The sequence below is a fragment of the Streptomyces sp. NPDC048664 genome, assembly GCF_040650555.1.
Lineage (GTDB): Bacteria > Actinomycetota > Actinomycetes > Streptomycetales > Streptomycetaceae > Streptomyces.
Genome location: NZ_JBEZHK010000005.1, coordinates 196,684 through 213,532, shown reverse-complemented (window position 1 = coordinate 213,532; position 16,849 = coordinate 196,684). Strand labels below are relative to the sequence as shown.

12 protein-coding genes and 1 pseudogene are annotated in these 16,849 nt (G+C 66.2%); 6 read left to right on the top strand and 7 right to left on the bottom strand.

What is annotated here, in order from left to right; translation table 11 throughout:
- Positions 1-2 precede the first annotated feature (2 nt).
- Positions 3-1,868 carry a sulfatase-like hydrolase/transferase gene (locus tag AB0C59_RS07975; protein WP_363001933.1) on the bottom strand — a complete coding sequence of 622 codons (1,866 nt, stop codon included), beginning with the start codon at positions 1,866-1,868 and terminating at the stop codon, positions 3-5.
- Positions 1,869-3,101: 1,233 nt separating this feature from the next.
- Between AB0C59_RS07975 and ppdK the strand changes: the two genes are divergently transcribed.
- Positions 3,102-5,843, top strand: a complete 2,742-nt coding sequence (ppdK, locus tag AB0C59_RS07970; RefSeq protein ID WP_363001770.1) for a pyruvate, phosphate dikinase — start codon at positions 3,102-3,104, stop codon at positions 5,841-5,843.
- A gap of 613 nt (positions 5,844-6,456) precedes the next feature.
- Here ppdK and AB0C59_RS07965 read toward each other — a convergent pair.
- A complete protein-coding gene (locus AB0C59_RS07965) occupies positions 6,457-6,804 on the bottom strand; it encodes a DUF4145 domain-containing protein (protein ID WP_363001768.1) in 348 nt (115 codons plus the stop codon).
- A gap of 744 nt (positions 6,805-7,548) precedes the next feature.
- Between AB0C59_RS07965 and AB0C59_RS07960 the strand changes: the two genes are divergently transcribed.
- Positions 7,549-7,962 carry a hypothetical protein gene (locus AB0C59_RS07960; RefSeq protein ID WP_363001766.1) on the top strand — a complete coding sequence of 138 codons (414 nt, stop codon included), beginning with the start codon at positions 7,549-7,551 and terminating at the stop codon, positions 7,960-7,962.
- Between the two features lie 1,512 nt (positions 7,963-9,474).
- Here AB0C59_RS07960 and AB0C59_RS07955 read toward each other — a convergent pair.
- The 4 genes and pseudogenes from AB0C59_RS07955 to AB0C59_RS07940 all read right to left on the bottom strand — a co-directional run.
- Positions 9,475-10,968, bottom strand: coding sequence for a hypothetical protein (locus tag AB0C59_RS07955; protein ID WP_363001764.1), 1,494 nt, complete (start codon positions 10,966-10,968; stop codon positions 9,475-9,477).
- A gap of 339 nt (positions 10,969-11,307) precedes the next feature.
- Positions 11,308-12,054 (bottom strand): 5-formyltetrahydrofolate cyclo-ligase, encoded by a 747-nt coding sequence (locus tag AB0C59_RS07950; RefSeq protein WP_363001762.1) that lies wholly within the window; start codon positions 12,052-12,054, stop codon positions 11,308-11,310.
- Positions 12,051-12,980 (bottom strand): transcriptional regulator, encoded by a 930-nt coding sequence (locus AB0C59_RS07945; protein ID WP_363001939.1) that lies wholly within the window; start codon positions 12,978-12,980, stop codon positions 12,051-12,053. The genes AB0C59_RS07950 and AB0C59_RS07945 overlap by 4 nt, the downstream gene beginning before the upstream one ends.
- 54 nt (positions 12,981-13,034) lie before the next feature.
- Positions 13,035-13,217, bottom strand: a pseudogene (locus AB0C59_RS07940) (helix-turn-helix transcriptional regulator); the annotation flags it as partial.
- Between the two features lie 324 nt (positions 13,218-13,541).
- Here AB0C59_RS07940 and AB0C59_RS07935 point away from each other — a divergent pair.
- The 4 genes from AB0C59_RS07935 (at position 13,542) to AB0C59_RS07920 (ending at position 15,861) form a co-directional block, all read left to right on the top strand.
- Positions 13,542-13,961 carry an ATP-binding protein gene (locus AB0C59_RS07935; protein WP_363001760.1) on the top strand — a complete coding sequence of 140 codons (420 nt, stop codon included), beginning with the start codon at positions 13,542-13,544 and terminating at the stop codon, positions 13,959-13,961.
- A gap of 62 nt (positions 13,962-14,023) precedes the next feature.
- On the top strand, positions 14,024-14,473 hold the full coding sequence (locus tag AB0C59_RS07930; protein WP_363001758.1) for a hypothetical protein: 450 nt from the start codon (positions 14,024-14,026) through the stop codon (positions 14,471-14,473).
- 169 nt (positions 14,474-14,642) lie between these two features.
- Complete coding sequence (locus AB0C59_RS07925) at positions 14,643-14,789, top strand: hypothetical protein (protein WP_363001756.1); 147 nt, start codon at positions 14,643-14,645, stop codon at positions 14,787-14,789.
- A 142-nt stretch (positions 14,790-14,931) separates the two neighbouring features.
- Positions 14,932-15,861: a hypothetical protein gene (locus AB0C59_RS07920; RefSeq protein WP_363001754.1), complete on the top strand. Its 930-nt coding sequence runs from the start codon at positions 14,932-14,934 to the stop codon at positions 15,859-15,861.
- Here the strand turns inward: AB0C59_RS07920 and hemC are convergent.
- Entirely contained in the window at positions 15,848-16,780 is a 933-nt protein-coding gene (gene hemC, locus AB0C59_RS07915) for a hydroxymethylbilane synthase (protein WP_363001753.1), read from the bottom strand. The two genes, AB0C59_RS07920 and hemC, sit on opposite strands and share 14 nt — an antisense overlap.
- Between the last annotated feature and the right edge of the window lie 69 nt (positions 16,781-16,849).

Here is a 16,849-nt window from a genome sequence, read left to right as displayed (position 1 = left end):
CTCTAGTTCTTCGACGGGTGCGGGGTCGAGCCGTACGCCGTCAGGAAGCGGTCGCGGAACGAACTCATCTTCCACACCGGCGCGTTGTGCGCGGGCCGCAGGCCGTCCGTCCACCCCCAGTCGGCGACCTTGTCGAGCACCTTCGGGTCCTTGGCGACGATCGCGCACGGCACGTCACGGCTGGCGTGGTTGCCGCTCACCCGGGAGATCGGCTGGTGGTCACCGAGGAAGACGAGGACCGTGTTGTCGTTGCCGTAGCGCTCGAGCCACTGGGTCAGGGCGGTCACCGAGTACTGGACGGTCTTGCCGTACTCCTCCTTGGAGCGGGTGGAGTCGGCGATGATGTCGGACGACTTGTTGCCCGCCTTCTGGATGGCGTCGAAGATCGAGCCGTTGCCCAGCTTGTCCCAGGGGACCATCTTGGGGATCGGCGCCCAGGGCTGGTGGCTGGAGGTCAGGATGACGAACGACGTCAGCGGCTTGGCGTGCTTCTTGCCGTGCACCCGCTTCTGGAACTGCTCCAGGGTGTACTGGTCCGGCATCGTGGACCAGCCGAACTTCGGTCCCTGGTAGCCGAGCTGGAAGGCGTTGTAGACCTTGTCCAGGCCGTACCACTTCGCCTCCGGCCAGCCCTTCTGCACACCGGGCATGACCCCCACGGTGTCCCAGGCGCCGCTCTTCTTGAACGCGTCGGTGAGGGTGAGGTGGTCGCTCGCGGAGACGGTCCGGTAGCGGTTCTGGTTGTTGACCCACAGGCCCGACATGAACGTGGAGTGCCCGAGCCAGCTGCTGCCGCCGTACGTCGCCGAGGTCAGCCAGCCGCTCTTGGCGTGGAAGCCCGCCTTCGCGAGCGCCTCGGTGCTGCCGTCGAGCGTCCTGTCGACGCCGGGCGCCATGATCGGGTCCTCGACGGCGCTACGGCCGTAGCTTTCGATGAACGTGAAGATCATGTCCTTGCCGCGCAGGTCCGGGACGAGCTGGGAGGCGGGGGTGGCGCCGAACGCGTCGATCCTGGCGGTCTTGGAGAACTCCCGCTCGTCGCGCACGGTCTGGCGGATCGCGTCGGTACGTGACTGGAGCGTGGTGACGGTGCGCTCGGACGCCAGCGGCACCCCGCTGACCTGGAGGCTGAGCGCCGTGCAGGTCATCCACGCCATGCTCAGGACCAGAACGGCGCGGGTGGTGGTGGCGCGGTGCCGTGCCATGAGGTTGCTCAGCCGTACGACGGACAGCGCGGAGAGGGCGAGCACGACCAGCACGATCGCGACCGCCGCGAACAGGACGCCGAGGGCGCCCGAGCCGCCCAGCGTGTCCTGGAGGTAGGAGTAGGCGTCGGTGAACAGGGGCCAGTCGAGGATGACGTTGAAGCCGCGGCCCAGGTACTGGTTGAAGCCGACGTCGAGCAGGTTGAGCAGGGACAGCAGCCCGAGCGCGACGCCGCCCACCCAGGCCAGCGCCAGCCGCGGCCGGCGCGGCAGCGCGGACAGGACGACCGCTCCGATGAGCGCCTCCACCGGGAGCCGGACGAACTCGGCCGGCCGGATGTCCTCCGGCCGGTTGGGCAGGACGAGCGAGGCGACGACGAAGACCCCGGCGAGAACGGTGACGACGACGCCGATCACGCGGGTGGCCGTGGGGTGAGCGGCCCGCCAGGCACGCAACGGGCGCCACCGTCCGGCCGGCGCACTCACGGAACCCTCCGCCTGCTCGGATGCGCCCTCGGAGCCGGCCGCCTGCTCGGATGCGCCCTCGGAGCCGGCCGCCTTCACGGGCGTGGCTTCGGGGTCGGCCGTCTCCGCGGGTGTCGCCTCGGGATCGGCCGCCCCTTCGGGTGTGGCTTCGGGGTCGGCCTTCGTCTCTCCAGGCATGGCTTCGGTGTCGGCCTTCGTCCCTTCGGGCGTCGCCTCGGGGGCGGTCGTCTTCGGGGGCGTGGCTGCGGGGTCGGCCGTCTCTTCAGGCGCGGCTTCGGCGTCGGCCTTCGTGTCTTCGAGATCGACTGCGGGGCCCGCCTTCGTCGCCTCGGGGTCGACCTTCGTCTCCTCGGGCGTGGCCTCGAGATCGGCCGTCTCTCCGGGCGCGGCTTCGGGGTCCGCCTTCGCCCCTCCGGGCGTGGCCTCGGGCCCCGTCGTCTCCTCGGGCGCGTGCGCCGGTTCCGCCGCCTTCGCGGACGTGCTCCCGGGCTCGCCGCGCCCACCGGCATCGGCATCGGCCTCGGCCTTGACCTCGTCGGCCTCGACCTCGGACTCGCGCGTCCCTTCGGCCGTCCCGTCGGGCCCTTCCGCCCCTTCGGAGGCCGCCCCCTCGGAGCCGTCCGCCCCTTCGGCCGTCCGGCCGGGCTCTTCCCTCCCCTCGGGTGTCCCCGCGAGGGTCCCTTTGGGCCGCTCCGTTGCCGAGGTGTCGGCGCCGGGGCTCTCGTCGTCGGCCGGGGCCGGGGCGGAGTCCGGCTTTTCGGCCTGTTCTGTGTTGAGAGGCAACCCGAGGGTCCTTCCGTGCGAAGCCCGTGGCGTAGGAGGCGGGCCACGCTGGGGAGGCTGAGGGCCCGCCGCCCTCCCGTACGGGGCAGCGGCCGCGCACGTTCACCAGGTCACCCCAGAGCCCGGCAAACACCCGGCAAACCCCAGGTCAACCCGGATCGGAAGCCGATCGGAAGCCGATCGGGAAGCTGATCGGGAGCCGCCGGCGGACGGCGAACGCTCCGAGGGTCCGCGACGGTCTCAGGACGGGTCCGCATGATGAAATTCCGGCCCTTCGCGAGGCGTGATTCTCGCCACCCTTGATAGGGATAGCGCTCAGATGAGCAGATCTTGGGTGGCTGCACTTCTCAAAGGTTGGCACTCAGTGCCACTCGATGATCGTTCATCGATCGAACTCAGACGTGACAAATGACGCTCAGATGAGCGCAAAACTGGGCCTGAGGGGAGTCTTGTGTTCAAGAGTTGAAAACATGGAGGGGTGAACCGTTGCCGTGCTTTGACTTTCAATCCGGTGGCGGACGAGTGGTTACATGCGCATGACGCACAAGTAGACGTACCCAGGCGCCTTCGATCTGGGTATGTTCCTCGACGTCAGGGCAGCCATCGCGTCCTCGAGGAGTCGAGACCGTGTCGGAAAACAAAGACACCCACGTAGCTGAGAACAGCGTTGAGGACGTGAAGTTCGTTTACGACTTCACCGAGGGCAACAGGGACCTCAAGGACCTCCTCGGCGGCAAGGGTGCCAACCTCGCCGAGATGACCAACCTGGGTCTTCCCGTCCCTCCCGGCTTCACCATCACCACCGAGGCCTGCAAGGTCTACCTCGACAGTGGTGAGGAGCCCGCCGCACTGCGTGACGAGGTGAGTGCACACCTCGACGCGCTGGAGAAGCGGATGGGCAAGAAGCTCGGCCAGGCCGACAACCCGCTGCTGGTCTCGGTGCGTTCCGGTGCGAAGTTCTCGATGCCGGGCATGATGGACACCGTTCTGAACATCGGCCTGTCGGACAAGTCTGTCCAGGGTCTGGCGAAGCAGGCCGGCGACGACCGCTTCGCGTGGGACTCGTACCGCCGTCTGATCCAGATGTTCGGCAAGACGGTCCTGGGCGTCGACGGCGAGCTGTTCGAGGACGCGCTGGACGCGGCGAAGGTGGCCAAGAAGGTCACGGTCGACACCGAGCTGGAGGCCGCCGACCTCAAGAAGCTGGTCACCAAGTTCAAGAAGATCGTCAAGACCGAGGCGGGCCGCGACTTCCCGCAGGACCCGCGCGAGCAGATGGACCTCGCCATCAAGGCGGTCTTCGACTCCTGGAACGGCGACCGGGCCAAGCTCTACCGCCGTCAGGAGCGCATCCCGCACGACCTGGGCACCGCGGTCAACGTCTGCTCGATGGTCTTCGGCAACCTCGGCCCCGACTCCGGCACCGGCGTGGCGTTCACCCGCGACCCGGCCTCCGGCCACCAGGGCGTGTACGGCGACTACCTGCAGAACGCGCAGGGCGAGGACGTCGTGGCGGGCATCCGCAACACCGTCCCGCTCGCGGAGCTGGAGCAGATCGACAAGAAGTCGTACGACCAGCTGATGCAGATCATGGAGACGCTGGAGAACCACTACAAGGATCTCTGCGACATCGAGTTCACCATCGAGCGCGGCCAGCTGTGGATGCTCCAGACGCGCGTCGGCAAGCGCACGGCGGGCGCGGCGTTCCGCATCGCCACGCAGCTGGTGGACCAGGGGCTGATCGACGAGGCCGAGGCACTCCAGCGGGTGACGGGCGCGCAGCTCGCGCAGCTGATGTTCCCGCGCTTCGACGACAAGGCGAAGGTCGAGCAGGTCGGCCGGGGCATCGCGGCCTCGCCGGGCGCGGCGGTCGGCAAGGCGGTCTTCGACTCGTACACGGCCGTGAAGTGGTCGCGTTCGGGCGAGAAGGTCATCCTGGTGCGCCGCGAGACCAACCCCGACGACCTGGACGGCATGATCGCGGCCGAGGGCATCCTGACCTCGCGCGGCGGCAAGACCTCCCACGCGGCCGTGGTCGCGCGCGGCATGGGCAAGACCTGTGTGTGCGGCGCGGAGGAGCTGGAGGTCGACACCAAGCGGCGGCGGATGACCGTGCCCGGCGGCCATGTGGTCGAGGAGGGCGACGTCATCTCGATCGACGGGTCGAGCGGCAAGGTGTACCTCGGTGAGGTGCCGGTCGTTCCCTCCCCGGTCGTGGAGTACTTCGAGGGCCGCATGCACGCGGGCGCCGACGACGCGGACGAACTGGTCGAGGCCGTCCACCGCATCATGGCGTTCGCCGACCGCAAGCGGCGGCTGCGGGTGCGCGCCAACGCGGACAACGCCGAGGACGCGCTGCGGGCACGGCGCTTCGGCGCGCAGGGCATCGGTCTGTGCCGCACGGAGCACATGTTCCTCGGCGACCGGCGCGAGATGGTCGAGCGGCTGATCCTGGCCGACACCCAGACCGAGCGCGAGGAGTCCCTCAAGGAGCTGCTGCCGCTCCAGAAGCAGGACTTCGTGGAGCTGTTCGAGGCGATGGACGGGCTGCCGGTGACCGTCCGGCTCCTGGACCCGCCGCTGCACGAGTTCCTGCCCGACATCACCGAGCTGTCGGTGCGTGTGGCGCTCGCCGAGTCCCGCCAGGAGCCGCACGAGAACGAGCTGCGTCTGCTCCAGGCCGTGCACCGGCTGCACGAGCAGAACCCGATGCTGGGCCTGCGCGGTGTGCGCCTGGGCCTGGTCATCCCGGGCCTGTTCACGATGCAGGTGCGGGCCATCGCGGAGGCGGCCGCGGAGCGCAAGGCCGCCAAGGGCGACCCGCGCGCCGAGATCATGATCCCGCTGGTGGGCACGGTCCAGGAGCTGGAGATCGTGCGCGAGGAGGCGGACCGGGTCATCGCCGAGGTGCAGGCCGCCACCGGTACGCAGCTGAAGCTGGCGATCGGCACGATGATCGAGCTGCCGCGCGCCGCGCTGACCGCCGGCCAGATCGCGGAGGCCGCGGAGTTCTTCTCCTTCGGCACGAACGACCTGACGCAGACGGTGTGGGGCTTCAGCCGCGACGACGTGGAGGCCTCGTTCTTCACGGCGTACCTGGAGAAGGGCATCTTCGGGGTCAGCCCGTTCGAGACGATCGACAGGGACGGCGTCGGCTCCCTGGTGAAGCTGGCCGCCCAGGCCGGCCGAGCCACCCGCCCCGACCTCAAGCTCGGCGTCTGCGGCGAGCACGGCGGTGACCCGGAGTCGGTGCACTTCTTCCACGAGGTGGGCCTGGACTACGTGTCCTGCTCCCCCTTCCGCATCCCGGTGGCCCGCCTGGAGGCCGGCCGGGCGGCGTCCCAGTCCCAGGGCAGCGACCACCGCTGAACCTGAGCCACACCAGAAGGAGAGGCCCCACCCAGGGGCCTCCCGGGACCGGGCCGGTCCTCTCCACCCTCACGAACCGGCCCCCACTCCCGGCACGTCGAGGAGGCGGCACCCTGTGCGGGGGTGCCGCCTCCTCCTGCATCAGTTGCGGAGACTGTCCAGTTGAGCCGCTGAACAGGCGAGACGATGTTTGGCGGCGTTGGCTGTTGCCGGACCAGTCCGAAGCTGTTGTGCCCTCGCTGTGCCCTCCAGGTGTGGCTCGACACTTGGATCTAGCAGGGCGGATACACGAAGAGGGCGCGGCGTACGGCCGCGCCCTCCTTGTGGTTGTTGGTCATCAGCGGTCGCCGTTGGTCACCGGTCGGCCCGGAGACTGTTCACCCTCTACCACCTGCGGCCTTCCGTGTACCGCCAGGCGCCGGCGGACACCTGGGGGAAACAGAGCTGCGGCGAGGGGTTTGGGCAGACACCCACGGCAGCTGGATGAGCACCGCTTGAGGAGTTCGATCTGAGTCTGCTCCGGCGGCTGCCGTCGACTGGTGCGGCGATCGGACAGAGACGCCGACGTACAGCTCTGTCTGGCGTCGTTGATGTCACCTGTAGATGTCAGACCTCAGTTCGCTGACGCCTGCCTACGTTTTTGAAACTCCTCGTACTTAGCTGTGAAGACGTAGATGTAGTTCAGTAGAGCCTCGGCAAGCGACAACGCATCCGCTGCGTCTTCCCGTCTCACCGATTCCTCGCTGAAGTGCGCGCCTTGGTTGCCTAGCACCCGCAAGGCCTGTGCCCACTCGAAGAGGCGGCCTTCGATCTTCCCGCTATCGCGGAGCTCCTGGAGGGCCTGGAAGAGGGCTTTCTTCTGCGTGCCCTGCTCGACGCACATGCCTTCCAGCGTACGGCGGACCATGACGGCAGCTGCTGTATAAAATTTGGCATCGAAGCACGCGCGCGCTTCCACCATCTCGCGCGCTATCGAGGATGGGATGCCCGGAGCAAGTGCGGAAACCTGAGGCCACAACCGCTGAGGCCCGGTTGAGTCGGCGGAATCGTCGGGCTCGTTCCAGAGCTGGGGTTGTCCGCACGCCAGGCACCCCCAGAGCCTGAAGTCAGCTTGGCGGTCAGCGAGGTCTGGTCGACCGTCGCAATCTATGACCCATTCGTCGAAAAGGGACGTCTTCTCGCACTGTGGACACTCAAGTAACCGCATTGCTTGGCTCACACGTACCCCCGGTTTCGGTGCTGTCAGCCGAGCCTAGCGCGCATACCACTCTCTATGGCTGAGTCAAGACGACGGGCGGCCACGAAAGCCGACGGCCCTACTTGGGTCAAGGCTTTGAGGTCTGGCCTCGTCCCTATCAGGTCGATGACAGGGACCGTCGACGTCGGTCAACCGGGCCTGCTCCTCGGTCAATCGTCCCCTGAGAGCCAGCGCCGGCCGCTGCCGTTCGTGCTTGTTGGTGTCAGCCACTGGTGTCAGCTGCCGCACGCCGCTTCGCTGACCTACGGCAGGACGTCGCTGCCTCTGTCCTCTCCCGTGATTCCCTGACTGGCATCGCACGCAGATGACGCGAGGAGACGACAAGTCGGGCTCACTTGACGATGTCCGCACCGGCGGCGGACAGACTGAGGCAGCTGCTAGGGGGCCCTGCAAGCCTGCGGCTAACGCCGCTTGTAGAGCAGGTGCGCGAAGTGCGAGCATGCGCCCGTGACAATCTCCTCCAGATCATCCTTTGGCAGTACGGCTCCGCTCTTCCGCTGGGTAGCCGCTATCCGTAAGGCCCCGGTCAGCTCGGCGAAGGACGTTGCCGACTTCCACCAGGGCATCGAACTCCGGCTACGTGCACTGTTCGTCACCCCGGACAGCAGAGTCAAGGCGCAGTGGGGCGAGTTGCGTCTGTCGAACTCCGCGGACGCCACATGGGAATCCAAGCTCGGCAAGGATGCGCTGACGATCCCGCTTGCCACCACCACTATCGCCCCTGCGGCCAAGCACAAATCCATGGGCACTGCCGGATTCGATCTCACGCTTGCCGACGGGAGCGTGCAGCGCATGAGGGTTTACACCGGAGACGCCAGTCTGGTCCATGCTGTGTTCGGCAAGACTGTCGAAGTCTCCTAGCCTCGATCTTGCATGACGCTCTCAGCTTGGGAAGCTTGGGTTCTCCGGCCGGGCATGCTTTGTTGACCTGCGGCGGAGCGCCTCAATCGCCACATGCCTCCCGCTTCGGTACCCGCTGTTCCCCGCACGACCTGGCACGGCTGTTCTGGACGGCACTGTTCGCCCACACTCGTGGTGGGTGGCCATGTATGCTCGGCGCGTCGTCAGTTGAGACTAGGGGCAGGAGTTTGGGGTTCGATTCCCCTTGCGCCCTTCCTCGTACTCGCTTCGGCCGCGTTGGCACTGAGGTTCGTTGCACTGGTCCTAGGAAGCACTATGTCAGGTAACGCAACTGCCCGCGCTACTCGAAGGGAGAGCACCATGAGTAAAATGCGAAAGTCAATTGAGGCCGTTCTGATGGTGGCCGCGGCGGTCGCAGAAGGTTCCGCGGCTGGTCTGCTGCTTCCTGTCTGAGCTGACGACCGGAGGGGCCTTGATGCCGGTTTCCGGTGCCAAGGCCTCTGCTGTGTCCAAGGTGACGCAGCTTGGGAAGCTGAGATCCATTCTGGGCGGTCTCGCCACTGACCTGCGTAAACGGTTGGGGCATCGGCATGTGGTGCTTGCTTGCTTTGACCGTGATTCACCGCCCGACCTGGTGCGGTTGTGGTGCAGTCGCAAGGCTTCGACGCGCGGAGGCACTGACCTCGCGAGGCCACCACACCGCTAGGTGAGGACTTTGGCGGACCCATACGCTCAGCGGGAGTTGGTGGAGCTTCACAACTCCGTAACAGAGACCAGGACGTGTCCTCTCTACTCTGCGCCGCAGTGCAGAATCCTGAGCGGAAGTGCTTATACCAAACGGCATGTCCATGCACGAGTTACCGATCAAGGGCTAGGCCAAGCTCTCGTACGGAACTCGCGGACTTGACTATCGGTCCCTGGCCTCTCTGCTTCGCGTCGCCGCCTGTCACGGCACGGAGCTCTGACCACCCCGAACTGGAGGCCGCCAACTCCGGTCGACTCGAAAGGACTATGTGCGATGGCCAGCACCATCGACCCGTGACCCGCAGGTTGCTGATCGCACTGACCACAGGAGCTGTGTCGGCGTCGATCGCAGCCGCCCCCTGGTGGATCGTTGTCTTCCTGCTGGGCCTGCCACTGATCGTGATAGCTGCGGTCTTCCTGCCGGCTGTCTGGTCGCGCATGCCTGCTCGTAGACGAGATGCACGCCTCCTTGCCGAACGCATCCTCCGGATGCTTGAGGGGAGGCGCCGGTGATGCTCAAGCGAACGGGTCGCGGGCCACCGTGACGAGTCGAGCCCCGTTGCCGTGATTAGGCAGCGGGGCTCTCGACGTTGTGGCACGAGCCTCAGCCGACGACAGTCAGCCACGACGATGGGCGCGCCGATCGACCAGGCGCGCGTATGTCTCGCTGCACCCCCACTGGCCTCCACCACGCTGCCAGTGCCGTCGACCAGGGCAAGCCGCGCCAGCCGGCACGAGCTGACGTGCCTGAGTCACTCTCAGGCTTAGCTAGGCTTTCTCTTCGATTTCATCATTTACCTCGACCGTTACTCCTTCTGCGGTGCCTTGCACCAAGTTCAATGCAGGTCGATACAGAAAAGGCACCCAGAACTCTGGGTCGATGAACGTGCCCCGCTTCTCGAAGAAGCCGATATCTACCAATCTTAGTGCGATTTCCTTGGCCTTCGCTTCTGGTTCTCTCCAGATGCTGGCCAAGCTCCTCACGCTGTGATTAGTTTTCTGCCCTTCCAGCATCTCCAGGTACGTTCGAAGATGCGGATATTCGGCGTATAGGGTTTTTTGTAGGCGAAGATCTGATACCGCCGGAAGGCCTTCCTTTAGAGCGCCGCGCTGGAAAAGTGGTTCGCCTTCTGGCTCTACCTCGCCGATCTCTAGCCACTTCATTTGGACGTCGCGTGCCTCGCTGAGCAGGTGAATCAACTCGCGCGGGGCGGTCAGTCGGCTGCCGTCACGAGTGCGACTCAGGCACCAATCGAACGTCTGGGGCTTGTTGGGCCCGCCCTCGACCTGGAGGGGATAGACCCTCTTGAATAGCTTGGCTTGCTCCTGGGTGTCGGCCTTCACGTCTTCAGGCGATACGTTGTAGTGCTTGACGAGGCGTGGATTCCGGACGAGGCGTTGAGCCACCAACTGGAGCAAGGCAGCCCTATCCCACTTCAGAACCAGCTCGCGGGTGATGTGGCTGGCTTCTCTGAACCCCGTGCTAGTGATTGCCTTCCATATGTCGGTCCGCAAAAAGATTTTGAGACGGACATGCTGGAGATCGTTGAGGTCCAGGTAGACCTTAAATAGCGCCCGAAGGGCGTTTTTTTCGAATTCGGGACTTCCTGTGAAGGCTACGTCGAGCCTATCCAAAAGGAGCCAGATGTCTACATTGTCATCCGCCAAGGCGCGATCCGCTGCCGCGTAAAGCTCGTCAATGTAGATGTCGCCTTTGGCGCGCTCGGTTGAACTTGGCTCGTTGAATTTGATTCTTGCGCCGAGGCTAGTGATTGCACCTGTTGCTGGGTCGATCGCAAGCGTCGGCTCCATCTCCGTCGGATGGAAGATCCTGCGGACGTAATCCAGTGCATTCTTGACGTGAGTGCGAAGTGAAATTCTCTCGCCCGGGCGAAGGTGGGCATCGTTCAGGGCCCTAATGAGCCGTTTGGCATCTTCACCTTGAACCGAATATTCCTCAAAGGCGTCTGCGATCAGAGCTAGGAAATAGAGTTTCCATAGGCCCATGAACTCAAGCTCTCCGAGCGGGGGGTCCTCGACTAGGCTCTTAAAGACGGGATTTCCCCGCGGCGACTCGGCGGCTCGGATTAGGATCCCGCGATCGAACAGCTGATCTTCCCGTGCGACGAGTGTCGAGTAGATTGCACTCTTGCCCGACCCCTTGGGGCCATATACGACGTCTACATCACCGCGCCATACGCGATTCCACTGCTCTGTCTCGACGAAATAAGTCGAAAGCTCATCGACTTCGTCCTCGGCCACTCGTTTTCCGAGCGTAAATTCTTTTAGCACCTCGCGCTTAATTATGTACCCCCCTGCACGCTCAGTGGTTACAGTCACACAGTAGAGCGCGGACTCAGTGCGGTCTACAGGTTCCAACAAGTTGGGGCGTTCGGCTGATGGCACTAGCCATGATGAACCCCTTATCTGACCTCAGAGGGCTGATTGCTGTATGCGCGGCACGGGCGCCGGCCGGGCTGGTCAGCCGATGGTCGGAGCGCCTCTGGGGCGAAGTGCACGATGACGGCACCGTGACCAAGTACGCGTAGCGCTCGCGCAGTGCCGTGGTGGCCTTGTGCAGCAAGCCCTGGCCTGCCCGATCTATCCGTCAGTGCGCGGGGCGCGCGCTGCGAGTACTGGGATGGAAGCGATCTTTCGTCGGTCCAGGTGGTCCCAGATCAGTCCGGATGGCCGGTGAGGCGAGGGGCAGGTGATTGTCCGCTCGGGTGTCACGATGAGGTCGATACCGACGTCGTGCGTGGTCGCGGGCAGTTCTTCGTCGAGGACCTGTAGTTCGTGGACGGTGGTCACGACGAGGGTGTGCTTGCCGATGAGTCCGGCTTCGGTGAGGAACGCGAACTCCAGGTCGGAGTAGCCGGCCCCCTTGCCGATGCGCACTCCTGCTCGGTTCACGGCGACGCTGCCCAGCACCACCATGTCCACCGGCCGGAGGTCATCCACGCCCACCTTGGGGGCGATGTCAGCGGCGGCTTGACTGGAGGCTGCTTCGGCCGGCGGGATGGTGAGGGCTTCGGGATCAAGGAGGTAGAAGGGGTGCGGGTCGGCGAGCTTGGGCACGGCCATGAAGACGGTCTTGCCTTCGGACAGCGCGAGCGCGCGTACGGCGAGCTGGGCTTTGTCGGGCACGGATTTGATCACCGTGGCGTGCTTCCAGGCTGGTAGCTCGGCGAGTCTTGCGGCTGCTTCCTGGGATCCCTTGAAGTCGGGGATGCGACCGTAGACGGTGACGTCGTGGGCGGCGCCGTCGGCGTCCAGGGCATCCCACACGCGCTCGCGTACCCGCTGCTTCTCGCGGTCCGCGTCCGCGAACATCTGGCTCTCGCTCATGCCGCCTCCATCAGTGCCATCAGGCGATCCTGGGCTTCCTGCACCGCGTTCTCGCTTCGCCAGGGACGTAGTTCGCGTGCGGCACGGAAGACGATGTTCATTCCACCACCTCCCCGTGTTCCGTGGAGTTCATCGACGGCTTCGTTGAACACAGCGAGCGCGGCATCGAGGTCGCCTTGGCGGATCGCGGTCAGCGTGAGATTGCCCAGGACGATCGTGCGTGACTTGCGGCGACGCTGCATGTGGGTGGCGGTGTCTCGTAAGAACCGCTGAGCTTTGTCGTAGATCCCGAGTGACAGGTAGCAGGAGCCAGCGAGGCGCCCGAAGTGGGTCGGGGTGAACAGTTCGTGGGCGGCGTCGGCCCCGTCGGAGCGCTCCAGGTGCTTCTCGGCACCCAGTAGAGCGCGCTCACATGCGCTGTGTTCACCGAGGAACGCGTGGGCCTCAGCAGCGTGCAGCAGTGCGAGACCTGTCAGGGCATGGCTCGTCTTCCGGGTGGTCTGCGCTGCCTGGAGGGCAATTTCGAGGCCCTGGCGGTAGTCGTTCGCTCCGTACAAGGCGACGTAGCAGGTGCGTAGCAGAGCATGCCCCTCGGCCGCGCGATCCTGGAGATGGCGCGACACTTCCAGGCTCTGTGCGTAGTAGGCGCGCGCGGACTCGTGGTCGCGCCGCTGTGACGCATCCCAGATCAGCTGGCCCATGAGCGTAGCTGCGTCCGCTTGCAGGGCGCGTAGTTCGCGCTGCACGCGTCCGGCGGGTGCCTGATCCGCGAGGAGGGCGACTTGGTTGAGCTGTTGCCCGGCGTCGGCGAGGAGTGTCGCGGAGGGGACGGTGTCGTATCGGTCCGTCAGGTTCTCCATCGTGGAACGCAGCTCTGCGGCCACGATCAGGTCGACTTCCGCTGGGTTCCGCAGCGCGTGGCTCACGCGCTCCGTGCGTCTGGATGCCGTCGCCGGCGCCGACGTCAGCAGGTCTTCCAGCTCGTCGATGCTGACGCGGAGGAGTCGTGCCAGGCGGGGACGTTGGAACGGGAGGGGACTCGACTCGGCTGACTCCCAGCGCCGGACCGTGGAACGCTCAACCCCAAGAGCTTCAGCAAGGGACTCCTGGGTGTAGCCCAGGGCACGACGGCGTCGCACAAGTGCGTGCCTCTTCACTGCCATGGGTCATCTCTCCCTGGTCGTTCTCGGTTCTCACCGCGCACCGACATCCCTGGTAGAGCCCGGGTGCGCCCCATCGTTGCCCCACCCTCGCCCCAATTCTGCTCTGGTTCCGTCTGGCTGGGAGCGGTTCTGTGGATCTGCTCCAGCAGACCGCACCGCGCGACCTGCGCTCGCTTCTACCAACGATCTTCAAGCAGACCCGTTGCTGTGGATCTACGGCGGGGACCCGGCACGGAGCGACATCACCCACCCCCGCGAGTAACACGCTCGCCCGCCGCCCCTCAGTCCGGCGGCGTCACTCCAGCAGGAAGGAGACGAGGACGCGTGGAGGAGCAGAGCGAAATCCAGTTCAACCGTGCGGCCACGTCCGTCGGCAAGGCGCGCGCTTTCATCCGGGCCGCACTTCCCGTCGAGCAACTCCGCGACCGTATCGATGACATCACGCTCTGCGTGTCCGAGCTGGCCAACAATGCGGTGCAGCACGGCACCCCTGCCGGTCACCTCTTCTGCGTACGAGTGATCGTGAACGAGACCCTCCTGCGCATCGAGGTGCACGACGCCGGCGAGAACCGACCGCAGCTTCGATCGCCGGAGGACGATGATCTGTCTGGGCGCGGCCTTGTCCTCGTTGCCGCTCTCGCGGACGACTGGGGGACCGCTCCTCGGGACGGGCTCGGCAAGATCGTCTGGGTTGAGTTCAAAGTGCTCATCTCCATGCCCGTTCGCGAGCCCCTGCCATGCTGACCACTTCTCGGACGGCGGGACCCGCTCCCCTCACCGCGGGTCTGCTCGCAACCGTTCAGGTCATGGCCTGGATCGACGTCACGGTCAACGGCCCACTCGCCTTCCTGATGCTCGTGCACCCCCCAGCCCGGCGCCAGGACGAAACCGCGGAGACGATCGAGGCCGACATGCGTGGCCTGGCCGACGCCCTTGATCTCGCTCCCGCGTCTGCGAAGATCCCCGACCTCGGGTCGCGTCTGCGCATACGAGGGCGTGGAACCGCGCTGCTCGACGTACGTGGTTGCGACTTCATGCTGAAGGCTCCTGTCGGTCCCCTGTGGTGCGCCTTCGTCGCACCCGGCGGCCCCGTCGTGATCGCACTCGGCCTCGACCCGCTCGGCAACGGGACGGAGCAGGCGGTCGAGGCATACCTCGCAGCGGGCACCCGCGCTGATCGTCTGCTGCTCGGCGCGACCCACGCGCGTCCGCCGGGCACACGTCCGCCGCCGCTTCGGCGCTCACGGTTGCGCTGATCATCGGCGTCCGACGCGACCACGATTTCCGCTCCGGTGGGGGCATCCCGGGGCGCCGGTAACCCATCGCGGCCGGCAGCTCAGTCAGGGCGGAGCCTGCTCCGTGGCGACGTACGGGCATCTCCCGCGCTCATCCGGGCCGGGACCAACGAGAAGAAAGGGGCAGCGAATGCCGAGGATCACCAAGGCCGACGAGCCCGAGGCGGAGAGGGCCGACACCGACACCGGGTGTGCCGAGGCCGCGCCGGGCACGCCCGACGAGGGTGACGACGACAGCGCGGAGTCGCTCGACGTGCGCGACGTCCTCGCGGCGTAGAGCGGACCGCAGATCATCTGGCAACCGCTCCGGACGGCGCTGCTGATCGCTCTGTCGTTCTCCCTCGGGACGGGCGGCACGGCCGGGGCGGGGCCAGGAACCCACGCACACTGCCATCGGTTTGGATCTTCCAGGAGGAGCAATGCCCATCCACCGCTTAGCCGTCCGGAGCTTCCTCGACGGCCCCAGACTGACCCCCGCAGACTTGGCCATGGTCTTCCTCATGCGGGAGGACGACGATACGAAGCCGCGTCCGATGCCGACGCTGACCGTGCGGGGAGTATCCGAGGCCGTTCAGGCTCTTGCGTCCTTCGGCGTGAAGTCGGTGAAGATCTTCGCGGGGTCCAGGGTCAGGGATGCTCGCGCATCGCAGGGCGTGTCTCCCACCGGTCTGATGGCCCGCTCCATCGCTGCTGCGAAGAAGGCTGCCCCTGGCGTGCTCGTGATGACGGAGACGTGCGTCTGCTCGCACAACGACTCCGGTGAATGCTGGCTCCCCGACGAGCGGGGGGAGATGGGCCTGGAGGAGACGATCGGGGTCCTGGCTGCCCAGGCTGTGACACAGGCTGATGTCGGGGCGGACATCGTGGGTCCGGCGGCGATGATCCCGGGCTCCGTGCGCGCCGTACGCGAGGCCCTCGACGCGGCCGGTCACCAGGCGGTGGGCGTGATGCCGCACCTGATCTTCGAGTCGTCCCTGTATGAGGGCTACAGGCAGTCTATGGGTGCCGTTCCTCGCTCGGGCGCCCGCGTGTTCCAGATCGACCCTGCTCGGCCCGAGCAGGCTGTCCATGTGGCGCGGGAGATGGTCGATGAGGGCGCGGACATGATCCTCACAGAGCCGGCCCTGCATACCGTCGACACCCTCGTCCACCTGAAGGACAAGATCCCCGTTCCCCTGGTGCCGTTCTCGGTGTCGGGCGAGTATCTGCGCCTGACCGACCGCCGCGATGACGGACGACGGGACGTGACGGGGCTGATCGAGGCGTACACCGTCCTCAAACGCGCGGGTGCCTCCCGGATCATCACCTATGGCGCGTTGGAGATCTGCCGCGAGCTCAGGGCCTCCTGATCGACGTCAGGATGTCGGCCGCGCCTTGGGAGAGGAGGTCGGCCGCGACTGAGGCGCCAAGCTTCTCGGGGTCGTCGGCCAACCCCTCTCCGGCCGCAGTGGCTTGCTGGGCGCCGTCCAGGGAGGTCACTGCGGCGGAGAGGTGCAGAAGTCCGTCGGGCCCGATCCGGCCCCAGGCTCCGACCGGGACGGAGCAGCCTCCGTGCAGTTCGGCCAGCAGGGCGCGTTCGGCGCGTACGCACGCGTCGGCTTGTGGGTCTCCGGTCCGTGCCAGGAGTGCGGCGGCTGGAGAGTCGGCGCGGACCTGGATGCCGAGCGCGCCCTGACCGGGAGACGGGGGAAAGAGGGCAGGGTCGAGGACCTCGTGGATCTCGGGCATCAGGCCGAGCCGATTCAGGCCCGCTGCCGCGAGGATCACCGCGTCGAGGCCGCCCTTGGTCGTCCGGGCGAGCCGCCCGGGAACGTTCCCCCGGATCGGCACCACGTCCAGGTCCGGTCGCAGGGCGAGGAGCTGCGCGACCCGGCGCGGGGCTCCGGTGCCGACCCGCGCGCCTTCCCGCAGGCTGGCCAGCGTCGATCCGCACAGCACGTCGCGTACGTCCTCGCGCGGGCCGGGGGTCGTCAGCAGGAGCGTGCCCTCGTGCACGGAGGTGGGGAGGTCTTTGAGCGAGTGGACGATCACGTCGACCTGCCCGGTGACGAGGGCCGCTTCCTGGTTCGTGGAGAAGGCGCTCCCACCGGCTGTCTTGGCGACCTCGGCGAGGGTCGGGGTCACGCGATCCTGGTCCCCGCCTTCGAGGATGATCTCCCGCTTGAACGTCACACCGGGGAACCGCTCGGCGATCGGCGTGAGCCACTCCGTGACCTGCGTCCGGGCCAGCTTGCTGGCTCGGGAACCGACGCGCACCACATCGCCCATTCGGATCAACTCCTTGCCCTACAAGGCTCGTTGGCGATCCATCGTACGTCCAACGAAACCATGCACTTT